This is a genomic window from Anaerospora sp. (assembly GCF_032013335.1).
In the GTDB taxonomy this organism is placed as follows: domain Bacteria; phylum Bacillota; class Negativicutes; order Sporomusales; family DSM-15969; genus Anaerospora.
Window position 1 is genome coordinate 137,483 of record NZ_DALZUO010000007.1, and the last position, 20,899, is coordinate 158,381.

Annotated in this window: 18 protein-coding genes; all 18 read left to right on the forward strand. The window is 48.9% G+C overall.

What is annotated here, in order from left to right:
* The first annotated feature begins 54 nt into the window (after positions 1–54).
* The 18 genes from RTR76_RS08405 to allB (RTR76_RS08490) all read left to right on the forward strand — a co-directional run bounded on the left by RTR76_RS08405 (position 55) and on the right by allB (RTR76_RS08490) (position 20,863).
* Positions 55–1,071, forward strand: a complete 1,017-nt coding sequence (locus RTR76_RS08405) for a 2-dehydropantoate 2-reductase (protein WP_312519153.1) — start codon at positions 55–57, stop codon at positions 1,069–1,071.
* A gap of 36 nt (positions 1,072–1,107) precedes the next feature.
* Positions 1,108–1,848: a 3-oxoacyl-ACP reductase FabG gene (gene fabG, locus RTR76_RS08410; RefSeq protein WP_312519155.1), complete on the forward strand. Its 741-nt coding sequence runs from the start codon at positions 1,108–1,110 to the stop codon at positions 1,846–1,848.
* Between the two features lie 36 nt (positions 1,849–1,884).
* On the forward strand, positions 1,885–2,730 hold the full coding sequence (locus RTR76_RS08415; RefSeq protein WP_312519158.1) for a 3-keto-5-aminohexanoate cleavage protein: 846 nt from the start codon (positions 1,885–1,887) through the stop codon (positions 2,728–2,730).
* 37 nt (positions 2,731–2,767) lie between these two features.
* Positions 2,768–3,934, forward strand: a complete 1,167-nt coding sequence (locus tag RTR76_RS08420) for a thiolase family protein (RefSeq protein ID WP_312519161.1) — start codon at positions 2,768–2,770, stop codon at positions 3,932–3,934.
* 33 nt (positions 3,935–3,967) lie between these two features.
* Complete coding sequence (locus RTR76_RS08425; RefSeq protein ID WP_312519163.1) at positions 3,968–5,269, forward strand: MFS transporter; 1,302 nt, start codon at positions 3,968–3,970, stop codon at positions 5,267–5,269.
* Positions 5,270–5,448: 179 nt separating this feature from the next.
* Positions 5,449–6,750 carry an acetyl-CoA hydrolase/transferase C-terminal domain-containing protein gene (locus RTR76_RS08430; RefSeq protein WP_312519166.1) on the forward strand — a complete coding sequence of 434 codons (1,302 nt, stop codon included), beginning with the start codon at positions 5,449–5,451 and terminating at the stop codon, positions 6,748–6,750.
* A 31-nt stretch (positions 6,751–6,781) separates the two neighbouring features.
* Entirely contained in the window at positions 6,782–7,441 is a 660-nt protein-coding gene (gene atoD, locus RTR76_RS08435) for an acetate CoA-transferase subunit alpha (protein WP_312519168.1), read from the forward strand.
* A complete protein-coding gene (locus RTR76_RS08440; RefSeq protein WP_312519171.1) occupies positions 7,435–8,091 on the forward strand; it encodes a 3-oxoacid CoA-transferase subunit B in 657 nt (218 codons plus the stop codon). The genes atoD and RTR76_RS08440 overlap by 7 nt, the downstream gene beginning before the upstream one ends.
* 95 nt (positions 8,092–8,186) lie before the next feature.
* On the forward strand, positions 8,187–9,542 hold the full coding sequence (locus RTR76_RS08445; protein WP_312519174.1) for an S-layer homology domain-containing protein: 1,356 nt from the start codon (positions 8,187–8,189) through the stop codon (positions 9,540–9,542).
* 190 nt (positions 9,543–9,732) lie between these two features.
* Entirely contained in the window at positions 9,733–12,429 is a 2,697-nt protein-coding gene (gene hpdB, locus RTR76_RS08450; protein WP_312519176.1) for a 4-hydroxyphenylacetate decarboxylase large subunit, read from the forward strand.
* A 12-nt stretch (positions 12,430–12,441) separates the two neighbouring features.
* Positions 12,442–12,705: a 4-hydroxyphenylacetate decarboxylase small subunit gene (gene hpdC / locus RTR76_RS08455; protein WP_312519178.1), complete on the forward strand. Its 264-nt coding sequence runs from the start codon at positions 12,442–12,444 to the stop codon at positions 12,703–12,705.
* 4 nt (positions 12,706–12,709) lie between these two features.
* The gene (gene hpdA, locus RTR76_RS08460) at positions 12,710–13,648 is read left to right on the forward strand and encodes a 4-hydroxyphenylacetate decarboxylase activase (RefSeq protein ID WP_312519180.1); all 939 of its coding nucleotides are present in this window, start codon (positions 12,710–12,712) and stop codon (positions 13,646–13,648) included.
* A gap of 97 nt (positions 13,649–13,745) precedes the next feature.
* Complete coding sequence (locus RTR76_RS08465; protein WP_132080320.1) at positions 13,746–14,102, forward strand: DsrE family protein; 357 nt, start codon at positions 13,746–13,748, stop codon at positions 14,100–14,102.
* A gap of 118 nt (positions 14,103–14,220) precedes the next feature.
* Positions 14,221–15,000: a C39 family peptidase gene (locus RTR76_RS08470; protein ID WP_312519182.1), complete on the forward strand. Its 780-nt coding sequence runs from the start codon at positions 14,221–14,223 to the stop codon at positions 14,998–15,000.
* A gap of 268 nt (positions 15,001–15,268) precedes the next feature.
* A complete protein-coding gene (allD, locus tag RTR76_RS08475) occupies positions 15,269–16,348 on the forward strand; it encodes an ureidoglycolate dehydrogenase (RefSeq protein WP_312519186.1) in 1,080 nt (359 codons plus the stop codon).
* Between the two features lie 468 nt (positions 16,349–16,816).
* Complete coding sequence (gene allC / locus RTR76_RS08480; protein WP_312519189.1) at positions 16,817–18,052, forward strand: allantoate deiminase; 1,236 nt, start codon at positions 16,817–16,819, stop codon at positions 18,050–18,052.
* Between the two features lie 77 nt (positions 18,053–18,129).
* Positions 18,130–19,488 carry an allantoinase AllB gene (gene allB, locus RTR76_RS08485; RefSeq protein WP_312519192.1) on the forward strand — a complete coding sequence of 453 codons (1,359 nt, stop codon included), beginning with the start codon at positions 18,130–18,132 and terminating at the stop codon, positions 19,486–19,488.
* A gap of 19 nt (positions 19,489–19,507) precedes the next feature.
* Positions 19,508–20,863: an allantoinase AllB gene (gene allB, locus RTR76_RS08490; RefSeq protein WP_312519194.1), complete on the forward strand. Its 1,356-nt coding sequence runs from the start codon at positions 19,508–19,510 to the stop codon at positions 20,861–20,863.
* The last annotated feature ends 36 nt before the right edge of the window (positions 20,864–20,899 follow it).

Consider the following 20,899-nt stretch of genomic DNA (forward strand, 5'->3'; position numbering starts at 1 on the left):
TGAATTCAGGAAAGAGAGGAGCTTTTTATGCAAAAAAATTTGGAGGTGGCTTCAATGCGTACGGCTATCTTAGGGGCAGGCGCACTTGGTATTATCATCGGTGCTTTAATTGCAAAAAATGGTTATCCGGTTGATTTGGTTGACAGTTACAAAGAAAATGTGGATGCCCTTAATGCTAACGGGGCCACGGTTACTGGTTTTTTAGAGCTGAACGTGCCTGTGCGGGCTTTGACGCCCGACCAACTGGAAGGCTGTTACGATCTTGTCTTGTTGTTAACAAAGCAAACGAATAACGAGACAGCATTAACCCAATTCCTACCCCATCTGCATAAAGACAGCATTGTCTGCACGCTGCAAAACGGGATTCCGGAAGAGTCAGTTGCGGCCTATGTCGGCAAAGACAGAACGATAGGCGGGGCGGTGATGTTTGGTGCGACGTGGGAAAAGCCAGGCGTTTCCAGGTTGACATCACCTTATGAAAACACGCGCAAATTCGCATTCACAATTGGTGAAATGGATGGGGCCTTGCGGCCGCGTATGCAGCAAGTACAAGAAATTCTCGAGAAGATTGGCAAAGCAGAAGTTATACCAAATTTGATGGAGGTCCGTTGGACAAAACTGCTGATGAATGCAACCTTCAGCGGCTTGTCTGCGGCGCTCAACTGTACCTTCGGTGATGTTTTGGCTAGTCCTAAGGCCATGGAATGCGTTGTCCATATTGCCGACGAGACAGTGAAAGCCTGTCATGCCCAAGGATATCGCATGGTGGAAGTATTAGGCGAAAGCTTCGAGCAATTCGAGTTAAAATCAGATGCCGAAATTCCTCAAAAGATTGAGCTCTTCCGGCGCTTATGGGATAACCAGGGAGCGCAGAAAGGGAGCATGCTGCAGGACTTGGAAAAAGGCAGAAAAACCGAAATTGATTGTATTAACGGCGTTGTTTGCAAAAAGGGACGCGAAGCGGGTATTTCCACACCCTACAATGACAAGGTCGTAGAATTAATTAAAGAAGAGGAGAAAAGCGGAAGACTCCATGATTTTAGCTATCTATCGAGATTCGCTGCTATCTAGCTTACATCACAAACAAGGAATAAGGAGAAGCACTGTATGTATGACTTCAACGGGAAATTTGTGGCCGTTACCGGGGCCGCTCAGGGGCTGGGAGCTGCCATGGCACAGCGATTTCTACAGGATGGGGCAGAAGGCGTTGCCTTGCTGGACCTGAACCGGGAGGGGTTGCAGGCAGCTGCCACCCGGCTTGACCCAGCCGGAACACGTACCATGGCGGTTGTTTGCAATGTGGCGGATCACCGGTCCGTCGAAGAGGCCTTCCACCAGATCCTGGCGCGCTTCGGCCGTGTAGATATCCTCATCAATAATGCGGGCATCACCCGGGACTCGATGTCTCACAAGATGACGGTGGAGCAGTTTGATCCTGTGGTACAGGTTAGCCTGAACGGAGCGTTTTACTGTGCACAACAGGTGATCGGCCCAATGCGGGAGCAGGGGTGGGGGCGTATCATTTCTTTGTCATCCTTAGCTGCCGGGGGCAATGTCGGTCAGGCGAATTACTCTGCCGCCAAGGCAGGGATTATTGGCATGACAAAGACCTTGGCCTTGGAACTGGCGCCAAATTATGTCACGGTGAACTGCATTGCCCCTGGCTTGATCAATACCGAGATCATTAAGTCTGTTCCCGAAAAACAGATGGAGGCATTCTTAAAGAGCATCCCTATGCACCGGGTGGGCGAGCCGGAAGAAGTAGCCAATCTCGCTGCTTTCCTGGCTAGCGACGAGGCAGCATACATCACCGGCCAGTGCATCAAGATAACTGGCGGGCTGCGTTGAGGCAACACCAATCAGATTTAGAAAGGAACGATGATTATGACAAATAAAGTTTTTATCACTGCTGCCCTGACCGGAGCCGTTACCCCCAAGGATATCAACGAGTATATTCCCATGACGCCTGAAGAAATAGCCGAGGACGCCTACAACTGCTGGAAGGCTGGCGCGGCAATCGTGCATCTGCACATGCGAGACGACAATGGCAAGGGCTCCATGGAGGAAGCCCTGTTCAAAAAAAGCATCGACCTGCTGCGGGCTCATAAAGATTGCGATGTGGTGATTTGCTGCACATCTTCGGGAACCAGACACCCGATTACTTCACAAGAGCGAATGGTCCATTTCAAGTCCATTCGGGAGATTGAAATGGGCTCCTATGACGCAGGTACTTTTAACTGGGGGACCGATGGAATATTTGAAAATAGTCCGCAGTTTCTGGTAGAGCTGGCAAAGTGCTACCGGGAAAACGATGTGAAGGCCGAGATTGAGATTTTCGATATGGGGATGCTGGGCAATGCCAAGCACTATCTGAAAACCGGCGTTCTGGACGCGCCGCTTTACTGCCAGTTCGTCTTAGGCGTTCTGGGCGGTATGGAGTCTACCGTAGATAACCTTCAATACCTGGTCAGACACATGCCGGCGGGTTCCAAATGGTCCGCTTTCGGCATCGGAAAAGATCACTTGCCCATTATGTTTGCCGCTCTCGCCCTGGGTGCCGATGGTATCCGGGTTGGCCTGGAAGATAACGTAATGTTTGCCAAAGGCGTTAAAGCGACCAATGTGATGCTGGTGGAACGTGCTGTCCGGGTCGTTAAGGAGTTCGGCAAGGAGATAGCCAATTCCGCTGAAGCCCGGGAGATGTTGGGTATCAGGCAGCTGGTACGCTAAACAGTAGTGGTGATTAAGTTCACAGGAGGAAGCAGATATGAATCACGCAAGAGATGCAGTAGTGGTGGCCTATGGACGAACACCGTTAGCCAGAGCATTTAAAGGCGCCTTTGTGAAAATGCACCCGGTAGAATATGCAGCGCAGGCGCTGGCGGGCGTGCTGAGACGGGTTCCTAACCTTGATGCCGCACTGATTGAGGACGTAATTGTGGGCTGCGCTGTGCCTGAGCGGGTTACCGGCTTTAATGTAGGCCGCCTCATTGCCCAGCGGGCTGGATTGCCCGATACTGTGCCGGGGCAAACGGTCAACCGGTTCTGTTCGTCCGGACTACAGGCTATCGCTATCGCGGCCAACGCCATCATGGCCGGTCAGATGGACGTGGTAGTTGCCGGAGGGGTGGAAAGGATGACTGATATGATCATGGGGCAGCCACAAGAGTATCAGGATGTAAGGCTGACAGAGCAAATCCCGGGCACTTATCTTTCCATGGGAATGACTGCCGAAAACGTAGCAGCACGCTGCGGGATTACCCGGCCCGAAATGGAAGCGATGGCCGTAGACAGCCACCGGAAGGCTGCCGCCGCCCAGGCAGCAGATAAATTCAAAGATGAGATTATACCCATTACCGTTGAGTCCGGGAATGGTCCCCTAGTGGTCTCTGCTGATGAGGGAGTGCGGGCAGGAACCACTATGGAAAGCCTGGCTGCCCTGAAGCCTTGCTTCAAAGAAGACGGTGTAGTGACCGCGGCGACTTCATCGCAAATGACGGACGGGGCAGGCTTTGTTGTACTGATGTCGCGGGAAAAAGCGCAGGCTCTGGGCATCGCCCCTGTTGCCCGGTTTTTGGGTTTTGCCGTAAGCGGCGTGGCGGCTGAAGTCATGGGCCTGGGCCCGATTGAAGCAGTCCCTAAGGTTATGAAGCAAATTGGGATGACTGTGAACGACATGGATGTTATCGAGCTCAATGAGGCATTTGCCGCACAAGCGCTGGCCTGTATCCGCGAACTGAAGCTGCCGGTGGAGAAGGTAAATCCGAATGGGGGGGCGATGGCTCTGGGGCATCCCATGGGGGCTACCGGGGCGGTACTGACATGCAAGGCTCTTTCCGAACTAAAGCGCACCGGAGGAAAACACGCCCTGATCACGATGTGTATTGGCGGCGGCATGGGTGCGGCCGGTGTTTTCAAGATGGAATGTCAGTAGAAAAATGATTAAATTGGTATAAGGAGGATGCTTATGAGTACACAGACAGAGTTGAAATCCACCGTGAATTTGCTTGAGAAACCCGTCGAAGACGACGTTCTTCTCAAGCTGCCAACCTGGAAAATATGGTATACCATGTTCGTCCTGTATTTCCTCTACTTATTTGATTACGCCGCCCGCTTGGTCATTGGCCCCTTGTTCCCGTATTTGAAAAAGGATTTAGGGCTGACTGATCCGCAATTAGGCATGCTGAGCAGCGTTGTACTTGCGGGAATTTGTATTTTATCGATGCCCCTGGCGGCATTTATTGATCGCTGGAGAAGGTCAAAAACCTTATCCCTGGTGGCTGTTGCCTGGAGTATAGCGTCGGTGGGCACCGGGCTCAGTACGACATTTCCTCAGATCCTTGCTTCGCGTGCGGCTGTTGGTATCGGGGAAGCCGGTTTTTCATCAGGTGGCGCAGCTTTAATCAGTGCTATGTTTAGCAGAACAAAGCGGGCCATGATGATCGGAATCTGGAATACCTCGATGACTGCCGGGGCGGCACTGGGGCTTATGGCTGGCGGAATCGTTGCCACCAGTTATGGTTGGCAGACTGCTTTTTATGCGGTTGGTATTCCGGGAATAGTCTTAGGGGTTATGGCTTGGTTTATGCCTGATTATGAGAATATTTCCAGGGAAAAAGATGCAGCTGCATTGAGCTTTTACGGCGCATTTAAGGGTGTTTTGACGAATAAATCGCTTGTTTGCATGTACTTTGCCTGCGGGCTGGGTGCCGTATTATTACAGACGCAGCTGTATTGGACGTCATCATTATTTGTACGCTTCATGGGCATGACTCCGGCCCAGGCCGGCACGATTAACGGGTATATGATGTTCGTAGGTTTCATTTCCTATCCGCTGAGCGGCTGGCTTTCAGACCGTTGGTCAGAGAAAGACTTGCGGGGCAGAATGTACTTCTGTGCAATTATGCAACTGCTCTCTTGCCTAACATGTGTTGCCGGTGTGATGCTGCTAAGTATCCCGCTGCTTGCATTAGCGATGTTTTTCACATTTTGTATTCCTTCCGCTCAGGTAGCCACTACTCAGGAAATTGTGCCGCTGTTTAACCGGGCAACAGCTTACGGCGGTTATGTTCTTACCCTCTATATTCTTGGCGGTTTGTGGGGACCAATGTTGACTGGCTTTGTCTCGGCAGCATCTAATCTTCAGATGGGATTCCTTGTTGCGGCAGGCGTCAGTTTGATCAGTATCCTCTTTTATCTTGCAGGAAGCAGATATGTGGTAGCCGACTTTAACAATTCCCGGGCCAAGGAAAAAGAAATGGGTTGTTAGGGCTGACTGTGAAAATCATAATTGTCGGGAAAGCTTGCATTTGTAAATTTTGCTATGAGTATTTCGGTTAACAAGATAAAAGGCAGGCGTTAGTGCCAGTATGGATGCAAGCACAAAGCATTATGAAAGTGAAACGTGTATTAGCAAGATAGTAGGAATTGAATTGCTGGAGGTTATCAATGGCTAATCTGTACCAGGACAAATATAATGCAAAAAAAGTTACAATCGAACAAGCGTTAGCGTTGATTCAGTCAGGTGACGAAATTGTCGCAGGTTTTTGCGGGGTTGAGCCCATGGGTATTTTAAGTGAGCTTCATACCATTAAGGACCGGGTTGAGGATGTTGTTGTTTGGAACTCTCTGGGGATAGGTAAATATGAGTTCTTTACCAATCCGGAAATGAAAGGTCATTTTACCACTAACTCCATGTTTTATAGTGCCGGGGCAAGAGAGGCTCACCGGCTTGGCACGGTAAGCTACCAACCAACTCATCTCCATAATTGTATGGTGCGTAAGGCAGAGGTCAAGCCTGCAAATGTCTATATCGGCACAGTAACGCCGATGGATAAGCACGGTTACGTAAAATTGTCGTTAAGCACCATGTACGATAAAAAAGCAATCGAAAATGCTGATTTGGTCATTATGGAGGTTAACAGCCGGCTGCCGGATGTAGGCGGGGACACGGAGCTGCATATTGACGAGATCGACTATTTTGTGGAGGTGGACCGGCCGGTGCCGATTCTTGCGCCAGCGGAGACCACCGAGAAAGATAGAACGATTGCCGAATATGTCGCCAGTCTTGTTCATGATGGAGATACCATTCAATTGGGAATCGGAGGCATTCCTAATGCGGTGGCGTCGGCTTTTATGAGTAAAAGAGACCTTGGCATCCATACGGAAATGATTACAAGCAGCATGGCTGACTTAGCTGAGGCGGGGGTTGTCACAGGCAGGAAAAAAAGCCTGCATAAAGGCAAAATCATCGGGTGTTTCGCCCTGGGAACGCAAAGGCTGTACGATTTCATGGACGGTAATCCTGCAGTGCAAATTATGCGGGGTGAGTACGTAAATAACCCGTTTGTCATTGCCCAAAACGACAATATGGTATCAATTAATACCGCGATACAAGTTGATTTGACCGGACAAATTTGCTCAGAAAGCATCGGTCTAAAAACCTGGAGTGGGTCCGGCGGGCAGAACGATACGGCAGAAGGTGCAATTCACGCTAAGAACGGCAGATCGATCATTGCTCTGAACTCTACGGCGAAGAACGGAACGGTGTCCACGATCCAGCCTTGGCTGACACCAGGTGCAGTAGTAACGCTGTCGCGCAACAATATCGACTATATCGTTACCGAGTTTGGCATTGCACCGATGAAAGCCAGAACAATCAGGCAAAGAGTAGATAACTTGATTGCAATAGCTCACCCGGACTTCCGCAAAGAACTGCGTGATGCGGCGGCTAAGCATCAAATATGGTAAAACGGGACTGGAAAACTAGGGGGACTCGGTTATGAACAAATTGGCAGCAAAGGATGACGTGCTTGCGAGACTAAAAGACGGCCAGGTCATCATGATTGGCGGCTTTTTGAATACGGGAACGCCAGAAGCGCTGGTGGATATTCTTATTGAACAGAAAGTAAAGAATTTGACCATTATTGCTAACGACACCGCTTTTCCGGATAAAGGCATCGGCAAATTGGTAGTTAACGGGCAGCCCGCCCGCGTCATCGTGTCCCATATTGGGACAAACCCGGAAACGGGTCGGCAGATGCATGCAGGTGAATTAAAGGTCGAGCTAATACCCCAGGGAACTTTGGCTGAGCGGATTCGCTGTGGAGGAGCCGGTTTAGGGGGAGTATTGACGCCAACCGGGGTGGGAACGGTTGTGGCGGAAGGGAAAGAACAAATTGTTTCCGGAGGTAAAACCTACCTGCTGGAGTTGCCGCTCAAAGCAGATATTGCGCTTATTAAGGCCTGGAAAGCTGACAAATATGGCAACTTGGTCTACCATCGCGCGGCGCGGAATTTTAATCCGTTGATGGCTATGGCAGCAGATGTTGTTATTGCAGAGGCAGAAGAAATTTTGGAGGTAGGCAGCCTGGACCCGGATCAGGTTATGACGCCAGGTGCCTGTGTCGATATGCTGATTCAGGGGGATAAGATATGGTAAATCCACGGGAGTTGATTGCCAGGAGAGTTGCCCGTTTCTTCAAGGCAGGGGATCTGGTTAATCTGGGGATTGGCATGCCGACGGCGGTTGCCAACTATATACCGGCAGACAGCGGTATCATGCTGCATTCGGAAAATGGTTTTGTTGGTCTCGGTCCTGCGCTGCAAGGGGGCAGGCCGGAAAAAGATGTCGTCAATGCGGGCGGTGCGCCGGTGACGATGGTGCCGGGGGCAGTTTGTTTCGACAGTGCCCAGTCCTTCGCTCTTATCCGGGGGGGACATCTGGCAGCTACTGTGCTGGGAGCACTTGAGGTGGATGAAAGCGGCAATCTGGCTAACTGGATGGTACCGGGGAAAATGATTCCCGGCATGGGGGGAGCCATGGATTTGGTTGCGGGAGCCCGCACCGTAATTATTGCGATGGAACATGCTACAAAAAAAGGAGCGCCAAAGATTCTCAAGAAGTGCAGCTTGCCGCTGACTGCCGCTAATGAAGCGGATTGGATTGTGACAGAACTGGGAGTCATGGAGGTCACTCAGCAGGGGATCGTTCTGCGGGAATTGGCGCCTGGTGTATCGGTGCAGGATATTCAGCTTCAGACGGAGGCAACCCTAATTATTCCTGAAGTTGTTGGTTGTATGGAGGTATAGCATTACGGGTGTGCCCTATTGGTCAAACAAGGAATTTTTACACCTGCTATCATCTAAATGAAAGTTATGAATAATTTTTTTGGGGGGAAGAAAATATGAAGAAAATGGTTTGTTTATTAACTTTGGCGGCAACACTGGTAAGCACTTCAATGAGCGCGTTGGCTGCGCCCCAACCCAGTTCCTTTAGTGACGTTCCGGCAAAACACTGGGCCTACGATGCTGTTGCTCAATTAGCCAAATCCGGCATCGTCACCGGCTATGATGAAGGCACTTTCCGGGGCGACAGAACGATGACCCGTTATGAAATGGCACAAATAATAGCGAACGCAATGACGAAAGAGGACAAAGCAAATGCCGAAACCAAAGCGCTGATTAACAAGCTTGCTGCTGAGTTCAATAGTGAGCTTGATAAGTTAGACGCGAAGGTCAATAGAATTGATCAGCGTGTAAGCAAAGTGGAAGACAAGATTAGTTTTAGCGGCAGCGATACTGTTCGCTGGGTCAAATGGGACAAAGCCTCCGGTTCCAGTAGTCATTTCAGAGACGGAGTAACTCAAAACAATTTTATGCTCATGGCAGCAGCCAAAGTAAACGAAGATATTTCAGCCAACTTTAAATGGTATGTACTGCGCCAGGAATCTTTCGGCAATCCTTCGCAAACTACCACTTCTCCTAATAGTAATGAAGGCAATAACCTTGTACAGGGTGAACTGAGCGTACGCAATTTCCTGGGGCAAGCAGGAGTAACATTAACTGGCGGCCGAATGGTTCAAGCTTTTGGCGCTTCAGGTTTTATTGCAGCGCTGCAAGGTATTGATGGAGTCAAGCTTGGCTTTGGTAATCAAGTGAAAGTTGAGCTTGGTGCGGCTGATTTTAGCAATCCTCTGAGTAACTATCAAAAATCTTATGCAGATATTCCTGCAGCTCCGGCAGCCAATGCGGACTATGGTGCGCTCTATTTCAAGGATGCCGCTTGGGTTAAAGCTTCGTACAAGCTTAGCCAAGCGACTACTGTACAGGGTTTTGGTCTGAAGAACACTGCCGGTCCTGCGGTAGCAAGCCTCTACGGAGTTGGACTGTCGACCATGGCAATGCCGAATTTGCTTTTCCGTGCAGATTATGTAAAAAACACCGAATTTGATCAGTATAACACGAATGTACAGTACCGGTTGAGCTACCGGGGTGCCGTAATGAATCAACCCGGCAGCTGGGGCATGCACCTGGATTACGGCAAAGCTTTTGCCCGTGCGTCTTTAGGCTGGGGTGACTACAACGCAACAGCTCTGTTTCCAAAGGCAGGGATTGAATCCTGGGATGTTACATTTGAAAACACCCTGGCTAAAAATGTAATGCTCAAATTGGCTCGTTCCTTTGATTCGAAAAATCCTGTGACTGGTGCTAAATCCGTTTTTGGTGAATGGAGCCGTGCCCAAATTGAGTTCTTGTTTTAAGCAGCCATAAGCAAAACTAAAGCATGGAAGAGAGAGTAGGAGATGATGTTTTTGTCAAAACATCATCTCCTACTCTTGTTTGTCCGTCAGTGTGGTATATAATTTAGGTATGGCTTATCTAGAAAACTCTACTGAGAGTTTCCTGTTTACGTACGGCAGAGTGGAGATAGGCGTTAAGGAGGTAAGTGCAATGAAGGCAAACGAGAGCAAGCTGCAGGACATCTTAAAGCAGCGCGGCATTGCCATGAGCAAAGTGGATATGCTTGCCGAAAGCGATATTCCCGAAGCCAAGGAGAGCTCGAAGCGGCTCATGGAGACGTATTATACCTTAAAGGTTACGGCAGATATGGAAGCTCCTTACTGGTACAACCGGACATGGTGGGAGAATGAAGGTGAGGTCACTGAGGTACGACGGGCTAAGGCTATGGCAGCCTGCCTGGCACATATGACACCGACGATCCAGCCTTATGAGAAGCTGGTAATGAATAAGACGAAAAATATCCGGGGCGGTTTTCCCTTTCCCTGGACGACGGCCAGCTTTTTTAATGCCCAGGCCGAATCGTTAATGGCAGAGGTGGATGCTCCTGCTGAGAGTGAGGCCGATGCGGTCAGCGTGGTTGGCGCTGGAGGCGGTAATGTCACGCAAAGCTACGGTGAAGTGGTGTCCATTGCCAAGAAGTTTGGCATGAGAAAAGAAGATATTCCTGTGCTGGTGAAGACCTCGCGGCCGTGGGCGGGAATTTCGGTAGAGGAACTGAGCGATAAATATTCGCGCATGACGCCTGGCTACGGCCAGTTTCGCAATATCATGGACAGCGTTGTCTGCATGTTTGACTCCTTTGCGATTACGCAAGGCCGGGAAGTGGCCAACTATTACCTGCCGCTTCAGTATGGCTTTGACCGCATTATCGAATTGTGTGACGAAAAGATTGCCGAACTGATGGGTGAAGCGGGTGGCGATGGCGATTTTGGCATGAGCCGGGCCTACTATTATGTGGCGATGAAGGAAATGACCAAAGGCTTAAGCGCCTGGTGCGAGAACTATTCCCGGCAGGCAGCGTATTTAGCGACGATTGAAACAGATATCGCTCTGAAGGCTAACTATGAAAAGGTTGCTGACGTGATGCAGAAGGTGGCTCATCACAAACCGGCCAGCTTCTGGGAAGCTATCCAGATGACGTTGTGCTGTCATTTGGGTGTGACCAACGAAGATGCCATGTCCGGTCTGTCGATTGGCCGACTCGGCCAGATCCTGCAGCCTTATTATGAGAAGGATATCCGCGAAGGGGTAATGACCGACGAAGAGGTCATTGAGCTGCTGGAGCTGTACCGGATTAAGATCAGCTGTATTGAGTGCTTTGCTTCAGCCGGGGTTTCGGGCGGTGTGCTGTCAGGCAACACTTTCAACAACCTTTCTCTGGGCGGCTTGAATCACGATGGCTTATCTGCCGTCACTCCTCTGGAATATTTGATTATTGAAGCAGGCATGCGCAACCAGACGCCGCAGCCTACCTTGAGTGTGCTCTATGATGAACGGACACCGGAAGATTTCCTGATGAAGGCTGCTGCCTGTACCAAGCTGGGCCTGGGCTATCCGGCGTGGATGAATAACCAGGCGGGCATGAACTTCATGCTGCGCAACTATGGACCGGAGGGGATGGATCTCATCGATGCCCGGGCCTGGTGTCTGGGCGGCTGTCTGGAATCGGCTCCCGGCTGCTTCCAGCCGCTTGAATATGACGGCAAGGTGACAATGATTCCCGGCGGAGCATCGCCGACCTGCGGCACCGGCGTGCATTTTATTGCTCTGCCGAAGGTGCTGGAGCTGGTGTTAACCAATGGAACGGATAAGCGCACAGGCAAGCAGGTATTTCCAGCTCATCATAAGCGGCTTGACTCGTATGAAGCTGTGCTGAGCCAGTGGAAGGAATATCTGGAGCTTACTACCGACGTGGTGAACCGGTGCAACAACATTCAGATGGATATCTGGCGCAAGCATTGTATGCCGGTAGTAAACTCTTTATTGAAGCCCGATTGCTTCACTAAAGGCAGGCACCTTGGCACAATGGGCGCCCGCTATAACGCGTCGATTAACTTCGAATCCTGCGGCACCATTACGCTGATCAACTCTTTAAGCTCGCTTAAGAAGAATGTCTTTGACGACAAGCGATTTACGATAGAAGAAATGACGGAGGCCCTGCTGCAAAACTTCGGCTTTAAAACAGCTTATGATACGGGTGTTTTCTCGCCTGATTTCCGGGAGAATACGGACAATAGCGGGAAATATGCAGCCATCTTTGCTGCAAGCCTGCAGGCTCCCAAATACGGCAATGCTGATCCCTATGCTGATGGGATTTTAAGAGAATATGAGTACTATATGGCCGATATGGTGAAATCCTATCAGTCCTATTATGGCAAACCGCTGTATTTGTGTCAGATTTCCGTATCGACCCATGGACCGCAGGGCTTTATCACGCTGGCGACGGCTGATGGGAGACTGGCGGGAACGACGTATTCCGATGGTTCGCTGTCGGCAGCGGCAGGTACGGATAAGAATGGTCTGTATGCCATCTTTGAGTCAGCTACCGTGTATGACCACTCGATGCATCAGAATTCGCAGATGAATCTCAAGCTTCATCCCAGTGCGGTGCGGGGTATTAACGGCACAAGAAAGCTGCTGGAGGTTGTCCGGGCCTATATGCGCAAGGGCGGCTTCCATGTGCAGTTCAATGTGGTTGACTCCCATACGCTGCGGGCTGCCCAGCAGGTGCCCGAGCAGCATCGCGACCTGATGGTGCGGGTGGCCGGGTTTACCCAGTACTGGTGTGAGATCGGCAAGCCGATTCAGGATGAAGTCATTTTCCGTACCGAATATGATGAGGCATAGCCTGGAGGTTGTATGATGAGACATTATGACTGCAAGAACTATATTAATCTCGATTGTGAGAAAGGTATGTGTGCCTTATATAAACAGGTTGTACCGATTGATGGCGAGGGCAGTGCGGCCTGTTCTGCCTTCCGGCAGGCCGAGAAATGCGGCAACTGCAAAAACTTCCTGAACCCTGACAAATATGGGATCGGGACCTGTACAGGGCTGGAAAAAGAAAACTGGGCCTATGCCACCTGCGGTGCTTTTGCCTGCCAGGGCTATCAGGCCTGTTAACTCGATGAGTACTAAAGGCCTGGTTTTTGATATTCAGAGCTTTTCCGTGCACGACGGACCAGGCTGCCGGACGACGGTCTTTATGGCAGGCTGCCCGCTGCAGTGCAGCTGGTGTGCTAACCCGGAAAGCTGGGCCAGGAAGAGGCAGCTGTTATTTGCCGGCAAGGTATGCAAATGGGAGAAGGGCTGCCGGGCCTGTGAAAACGCGTGTCCGCACGGTTCCATTCAGTTTCCCGCTGAAAGGGAGCCAATCATTTCCTGGGAAATTTGCCGAACCTGTGAGAATTTTGACTGTGTAGCACTGTGCCCTAATCAGGCGCTCAAGCAGTGTGGGAAAGAGCTTGCTGTCGAGGAGCTTACGGCTATCCTGCGCCGCGATTTCAATAATTGGGGCGCTGACGGCGGAGTAACCTTTTCCGGTGGAGAGCCGCTTCTGCAGCCGGAATTTCTGCTGGCCCTATTGCAGAAGTGCCGTGCATTGCAGATTGACACGGCGATTGAAACAAGCGCCTATGCCCAGCCGGATGTGTTTTTGGCCATTATGCAGTACATTCAGTTTGCTTTTATTGATGTGAAGCACATGGACCGGGCGCAGCATAAAGCAGGTACCGGTGTATATAACGATCGTATCCTGGCTAATATTGCCCTGCTCCGCCAGTTTGGCTGGCCGGGCAGACTGGTGCTCCGCCAGCCGGTGATTGAGGGCTACAATGACAGTGAGGAGAATGCCCGGCAATTGATTGCATTCATGAAGCAGCACGACTTATATGAACTTAATCTCCTGAGATTTCATAAACTGGGAATGACCAAGTGGAACCAATTAGGCAAGGATTACGCCTACCGTGATCAGGGCGAGGTAACGGATAAGAAGCTTGCCCAGCTGCAGGCGCTGTATCTGGATCATCAAATAGCTTGTTATATTGGTGATAATACGCCGTTTTAATCTGGGACGAGGGACCTGTCCCCTTGTCCCATTTTTAGTCAGCTGTAATCTGAATGGGCGTGTTCGTTTCATTCATTATTGGGAGGGGATCTATTCTATGTGCGAAGCCAATAGCGATTCAGATGAGCTTTATGTACTATGGACGACTGGAGACAGAGAAACTGCGATCAGTATGGTCTTAATGTACACGCTTAATGCAAAGCTTAGAAACTGGTGGGAAGATGTTACTTTGATCATTTGGGGAGCATCAACAAAGTTAGTCCTTCAAGATGAAGAAATACAGGGACGTATTCAGCAAATGCTGGAAGTTGGAGTCCATGTTGAGGCCTGTGTAGCGTGTGCTGACATGTTTGGCGCTACCCCGCTATTAAAGAAGCTGGGTGTTGATGTCAAAGGGATGGGAACCCCGTTAACGCAATTATTGAAGGATGGTAAAAAAGTTCTTTCTGTCTAGTGATCTATATAAGCCTGCTAAGATTAAAGTGATTGTCACCATTATTGGAGCAGGACTTTTTCCTCTTCATGAGAATAAATATCAGGTGTGATGACTTTCGCTAAAGGAGTTGGTTGCATTGAGGAACAGGCTTAGTCAATTATTGCTTTGCGCTTTGGTAGGGATCAGCGTTAGTATGGGCAATGTGGTTTTTGCGGCTGACCACAACAGCAGTCCAGTTATTCCCTATCCTGCCGGATATGTGACGGATCAAGAAGGAGCATCTTCTTATAACGGCCTTGGCAATGTTGCTCATTCGCCTTATTTTACGGCTGTCGATTATTATAACCTCCGCTCAAGCGGGACATTGACGCTGCTGCCCCATTACCGGACTTACCAGCAGACAACTGAGATTACCTGCGGTCCGGCTGCAGCGTTAACGGTACTTGCTCATTATCACAACTCTGACTGGGATGAGCTTGCTATCGCCAGGATCATGGGGACGAAGCCGGAGGTAGGTACTGATACGAAAGGGATGGTCCGCTTCTTTCAGAATATCGGCTGGAACGTTTCTTCTAGTTTGACTAGTGCCGATAAGACGGGAAGTTCCTTTGCAACCGTCCATGACTTTAAGAATTTCGTACTGCACAACTTGGCTGCCAATACGCCGGTAATGGTCGAAAATATAGACTGGGGCGGACACTGGCGGGTCATTATCGGCTATGACACAATGGGAACGGAGACGACCGCCGATGATGTGATTATTCTCGCTGATCCCTATGATACGGCCGATCATTACCAGGACGGCTATGTGGTCAATGCGGTGGAGAAATTCTATTACATGTGGTTTGACGCTCATATGCTGCCCAAAGGACAGCAAAAGCAGCAGTGGCTGGTAGCAACTCCGCCTTTGTCTTAAGCGTAAGCCACAATCAGGCACTAAATAACATATACCCTGTAGAGTAGCTTTGACCAAACTACTCTATAGGGTATTTTTTTATGGGACAGCGGATTGTGGCTTGATTGTAGGCATATTTGTCTAGAACGGACAAATTAAGCTGGACATATTATCCTGTTTGGCTGATGAAAAAGAGAAAAAAGAAAAGTACAATAAAAGCGAGGACAATACAGGTAAAACATCCGGAAAATAAGACGAATAGTAAAATAAAAGGGGTGTGTTATTGATTATGAGCAGTCAGGAAATGGTACTGGTAAATAAGGCAGAATTACATCAATTGATTAAAAATAAGGTAATGAAGGCTGGCTTACCTGAGGATCATGCGCAGGAAGTTGCCAACCATCTGAGCTATGCAGACAGCAGAGGTGTACATTCCCACGGAGCGGTACGGGTGGAATACTATTCGGAACGGATTGCTAAGGGCGGCAGTAATGCAAAACCTAATTTCTCCTTTCGGAAAACAGGACCCTGTACAGGCATTTATGAAGGGGATAATGCAGTTGGCATGGTTGTGGCAAAAAACGGTATGCTCGAAGCCATAAAAATGGCTAAGGAAAATGGTATCGGTTTTGTCGGCATGCGGGAGCTGGGGCACTGCGGTACTCTTTCTTATTTCCTCAGAATGGCCACCGATGAAAATATGATTGCCATGTCCATGTGCCAGTCTGATCCGATGGTGGTTCCTTATGGATCAGCAGAGCCCTACTTTGGCACGAATCCTATTGGATTTGCCGCTCCTTCTGCCGGGGGTTCTCCGATTATATTTGATATGGCCACTACAGTGGGAGCTTGGGGAAAGATTTTGGATGCCAGAGCCAAAAACAATCCCATACCTGATACCTGGGCGGTAGACAGGGAAGGACGACCTACCACCAATCCCTTTGATGTTGGCGGTCTGCTGGCTATTGCCGGTCCCAAGGGCTATGGCTTAATGATGATGGTCGACATTTTGTGCGGCTCTTTGCTTGGCGTTCCCTTTGGAAAGCATGTAAGCTCCATGTATGCCGATCTTTCCGCTGGACGTGAACTCGGACAAATTCATCTGGTTATCAATCCCGAGTACTTTACCTCTCTGCATACATTCAAAAACAATATGCATAGCATGGTGGACGAGCTTCATAATCTCCGGCCCGCTTTGGGTTTTGATAAAGTGCTGATTCCTGGCGAATCTTCAGAAAAGAAGGCCAAGGACTATGAACGCAATGGAATTCCTATTGTCAAAGAAATCTATGATTATCTTGTCAGCGCTGACATCCATTACAACCGGTATGAGGGGAAAAGCGCTTTTGCTTCCGACACCTTAGATTAACCATACCAGGCAGATGCAGCCGCTAATCAAATAGTAAAACGACCAAGGTTCTTGTACAAGCAGAGCTTTGGTCGTTTTTTTCAGTATCCGTTGTGTCCGTAGAAGTTTCAACATCTCAAACAGCTAGGGACACTTGTGTCTGAAAATGCAGAATTTTACATCAAGAGGATAAAAATATATGACATTTTTATCCTCAACTGCCAAAAGATTTAAGTTAAATATGTAGAAATCATACAAAAGAAACAGATTAATTACGGTTTTTTCAACATCTTTGGCCATGAAGCATTCCCTGTAATACTTGCGCTTAAGCGAATTTTACTGAATACGGAAAATTGTCTTAATATACAAAAAATGCAGGCGAAATACATTGGGGTCAAAGCATGGGCAGGAGTGTACTATTTGCTGCAATAGAATACGGTGCAGGCATAGAGTTAGCATTCACAATTACAGATGTGACGGAGGGACGTTATGAATACGTTTGACTTTGGACAGGAAACCGAGAAGCTCTTAAAATGGCTAGGCCAATATGGCAAAGACCCAAATGGTGGAGTCTCTCGATTTCTTTATAAGCCAGAGTGGGTAGAAGCGCAACAGGCGCTAGAGAAATACATGGAGCAAGCGGGCTTGCTTGTTCACTATGATGACGTCGGCAATTTATTTGGACGGTTAGAAGGATCCACATATAAAGCAGAGACGATTTTAACCGGTTCACATGTAGATACAGTAAAAAACGGCGGGTTATATGACGGTCAATATGGCATAATCGCGGGGATTATTGCCCTGGAATTTCTAAAAAAAGAGTTTGGCCAACCATTGCGTAACATTGAGGTGGTTTCGATGGCCGAGGAAGAAGGAAGCCGGTTTCCGTATGTTTACTGGGGCGTAAAGAACCTTCTCGGTATTGCCAGGCGGGAAGAGGTAGAAGACATGGTTGATTTTGACGGTATTCCTTTCACGGAGGCTATGCGTAAAGCGGGCTTTCGCTTCCGGACGGAGGGAAGCGGCGAACGCAGCGATATAAAAGCCTTTTTAGAGGTTCACGTTGAGCAAGGGGGCGTGTTGGAGGCTGAGAAAAAATCAGTTGGGGTTGTGCAGCATATTGTCGGGCAGCGCCGTTTTACCGTGGAACTTACCGGTGAAGCCAACCATGCAGGTACAACACCAATGGGTTATCGTAAAGACGCACTCAAAGCAGCCAGCCGCATGATTTGCACCATTATGGATTTGGCTGAACATTATGGTGATCCCCTGGTGGCTACGGTTGGCAAGTTAGAAACTACACCCAATATCGTAAATGTTGTTCCAGGCAAGGTTTTATTTACACTTGATATCCGCCATACCCATAAAGACGTTTTGGTTAGCTTTAGTGATGAAGTAACTGCCAAAATGAGGGAAGCTGCAACAAAGGCAGGGGTTGAAATTGACATTGACATGTGGATGGATGCTGCCCCGGTACCTATGGATGCAGGCATTGTTGATGTACTAAAAAGGCAATGCGAAAAGTATGGCTTGAGCTATAAAATGATGCACAGTGGGGCGGGACATGACTCCCAGGTGATGGCGCCGAGAATACCGACTGCCATGCTGTTTGTGCCAAGTCATAAAGGGCTCAGCCATTCGCCGCTGGAGTACACAACTCCTCACGATTTGGGAGAAGGCGTAAAGGCTCTTGTGGGAGCTCTGTATGAATTGGCTTATAAATAAAGGTCGTAAGTAAAGCTCACTACCGTATACTCTCTGTCACGGGACAGGTTGAGATATTAGTAAGGAGGGGTCATACCGTGTTTAGTCTGGTTATTAAAAACGGCAGGGTTGTAACCGCAGACCGGGTTTTTGCAGCAAGTATTTGTGTTAAGGAAGGCAAAATTGCGGCAATAGTTGAACCGAGCGTTACGATTGAGGCCGAAAAAGTGATTGATGCTAAAGGGAACTACGTTTTTCCGGGAGCGATTGACAGCCACGCCCACCTTAACGATCCTGGCTACAACTGGCGTGAGGATTATGCTCATGGAACGGCTGCAGCCGGAGTTGGGGGTTTCACTACGATTGTTGATATGCCGCTGCAGAACGAGCCTGCGTTGACTGATGCAAATATCTTTGCAGAGAAGCTATTGCATGTTGCTCCTAATGCTTATGTGGACTTTTGCTTTTGGGGAGGACTGGTTGATTACAATTTAAATAGTCTTGAGGAACTTGATGAAAAAGGCTGTGTTGCCTTTAAGTCGTTTATCGGTCCTGTCTCTCCCGATTATGTGTCGCTTACTATCGGGCAAGCCAAGGAAGCGCTGGAAATCTTAAAAGGTGTAGGCGCCCGTGCCGGTTTCCACTGCGAAGATTACTCCATAATCAAATGGGAAGAGGCCAGAGCCAAGCGTAAGGAAAAAAACAACTGGCAGGATTTCCTCAATTCCAGGCCGGTAATTGCCGAAATAGTGGCAACTAAGAACATTATCGATCTCGCCCGGGAACTTGATGCCAAAGTTCATATCTGTCACGTCAGCCATCCCCGGGTAGCGAAGATTATACGGGATGCCCAGCTTGACGGTGTGGATGTTACCGGTGAAACTTGCGGACATTACCTCGCATTTACCGACCAGGATGTAATTAAGAACGGCAGTTTATTCAAATGTGCACCGCCATTACGGGAAGCGCAGGCTGTAGAGGAACTGTGGGAGTATGTAAACAACGGAACATTAAGCTGTATTGGCTCCGATCACTCCCCCTGCGAGCTCAGTGAAAAAAGTGAAGAGGCTCACGGTGTCTTTGGTGCCTGGGGCGGCATCAGCGGTATTCAGAACACCATGCAGGTCGTTTTTAGCGAAGGGGTCAACAAGAGAGGATATTGTCCGACAATCCTCGCAAGATCATTGAGTGAAGGGCCCGCAAAAGCATTCGGGATATATGGAAAAAAGGGTGCAATTGCAGTAGGCTTTGATGCCGACCTTGTTATTCTCGATCCGGAAAAAACATGGGAAATTACCTCCGAATCCTTGCGCTATGTGAATCAGATTTCTGCTTTTGTAGGTTTAAAAGGCGTGGGATTACCTGTTTGCACACTTGTCAGAGGCAAGGTTGTAGCAGAAAACGGCAAGCTGGTTGGACAGAAAGGCTATGGTGAATTCGTAGGCAAAATCAAATAAATAAGGAGGCCATTTTATTTTGAGCAAGCGTTATGACGTAATCATTCGCAAAGGGATGCTGGTTTGTCCTGATGGCGTTAAGCAGGCGGATATCGCTGTTTGTGACGAAAAAATCGTGGAGATTGCTGCCGAAATAACCGGCGAGGCCAAACAAACGATTGATGCGGCAGGCAAACACGTATTTCCTGGTTTAACAGATGGTCATGTGCATTTTAACGACCCGGGACGTACGGAATGGGAAACGATTAGTACCGGCAGCGCTGCCCTGGCGGCCGGGGGCGGCGTGGCCTACTTTGATATGCCGCTTAATTGCAGTCCCTGTACACTTGATGCCAAAACCTTTAAAGCAAAACTGGCAGTGGCACAAAAAGATTCTTTGGTTGATTATGCTTTTTGGGGCGGCTTTACACCAAAGAACCTGGATAAGCTGGAAGAGTTGGCTGAGTGTGGTGTAATTGGGTTTAAAGCATTTTCCTGCTTCAGCGGCATTGATGAATTTGAAAGAGCGGATGATTACACTGCACTTGTGGGTATGGAAAAACTAGCCAGACTGGGATTGCCGCTGATGGTTCATTGTGAAAACGCAGAAATCACCAGAGATCTGACAGCACTGGCCTTAGCAAACAATAAAACAACTGTGCGGGATTATTTTGCAGCACGGCCGCCGATTACCGAGATTGAAAACGTTTCCCGTATGATCGCTTTTGCTGAGGAGACGGGCTGCAAACTAATCATTGCTCACATCAGCACGGCCAAAGCAGTTGAACTGGTTAGCCAAGCTAGATGCAGAGGAGTTGATGTTTGCTGCGAAACAATTAGTCATTATTTAATTCTTACTGATGATGATGTTGAACGTATGGGAACGGTAGCGAAATGTTCGCCTCCTATTCGCGATGCGAACAATCAAACCAGGATGTGGGCCAAACTGCTGAACGGTGAAATTGCTTTTGTATCCTCCGACCATTCGCCCTGTGATCCCAACCTGAAAAATGGTGAATTTTTAAAGGTTTGGGGCGGAATATCGGCTTGCCAAACAACATTAGCAGGGTTGTTGACTCATGCTTACCATGACCGCAAAGTCCCGCTTACCGATATCGCCAGACTGACTGCGCAACATGTTAACGAAACTTTTAGCATTCAATCGAAGGGTAAAATTGCGATAGGCTATGATGCCGACTTTGCTCTGGTAGATGTAGAGAAATCCTTTACCTTAAAGGCTGAAGATTTGTTTTACCTGCATAAAGTCAGCCCATATGTAGGGGACCATTTCCGTGGCACAGTAACGCAGACCATTCTCAGAGGCACAACTATATGTAAGGATGGCAAAATTGTTTCTAAGCCTATTGGCAAACAGTTGAGACCTAATCGTAAGTAACCTCAATTGCACGGAAATAAATGAGCGGGAAGGTGT